This is a genomic window from Bacillus cereus group sp. N11 (genome assembly GCF_016483605.1).
Taxonomy (GTDB): domain Bacteria; phylum Bacillota; class Bacilli; order Bacillales; family Bacillaceae_G; genus Bacillus_A; species Bacillus_A toyonensis.
The window spans coordinates 1-245 of record NZ_JAEHBN010000088.1 but is presented as its reverse complement, the minus strand read 5'-3'; the positions used below and the strand labels follow the sequence as shown (position 1 = coordinate 245).

The following is a 245-nucleotide window of genomic DNA, read 5'->3' as shown; positions in this document are numbered from 1 at the left end:
TGATTTTCGCCCAGCCGTTTGCTTTTCCTAGTACTGTTACTTTTTCACCATTTTTTAGGGTTCCTAGAACCGAGCTACTTGTATTTGCCGCACTTCTTACTCGTAAGCTTGTCGCGTTAATCGTTCCTACTTCTTGCGTTCCATTCGTAATGTCTTCCGCTGGCTTTCCTTCTTGTTTTCCTGCTTCTAACTTCACAAACTCTAACGAAACATAGCCTTCTTTTCCTTGATAGCTGATTTTCGCC

At 42.4% G+C, this 245-nt stretch carries 1 protein-coding gene; it reads right to left on the bottom strand.

Going from position 1 to position 245, the window contains the following annotated elements; genetic code table 11:
• Positions 1–245: SH3 domain-containing protein (locus tag JDS98_RS29805; protein WP_199634646.1), on the bottom strand; the 245-nt coding region annotated here is incomplete at both ends.